Here is a 270-nt window from a genome sequence, read left to right as displayed (position 1 = left end):
TGGCATCTTTGGTATCAATAGAACTCCGTTGCTCAATCTTCTTCGGTTTATTGGTAATAGTAGTTACCGTCAAGAAAAAATCGCAAAATATAAAAAGTGCTACGAAGAGAAAAAAAGAAAATAAGAATCTTTCTAAACAAGATAAGAGCCGTCAGGCTCTTTTTTTGATATAATATAGTGGATATGGTTAATTAAAATTGTCAGAAAAGACTATTTTGTAGATTAACACTCTCTGAAAATCATCATTAACAAGAAAAGAGGCTGGGCTCA

The 270-nt window shown here is 31.9% G+C and carries 1 pseudogene; it reads left to right on the top strand.

The features are described from left to right. A pseudogene (locus tag C1E99_RS15105) lies at positions 1-124 on the top strand (undecaprenyl/decaprenyl-phosphate alpha-N-acetylglucosaminyl 1-phosphate transferase); the annotation flags it as partial. Positions 125-270: the final 146 nt, after the last annotated feature.

Source organism: Streptococcus suis, from assembly GCF_002964045.1.
GTDB lineage: Bacteria > Bacillota > Bacilli > Lactobacillales > Streptococcaceae > Streptococcus > Streptococcus suis_U.
The sequence above is the reverse complement of the archived record's forward strand: the minus strand, read 5'-3'. Positions and strand labels throughout refer to the sequence as shown.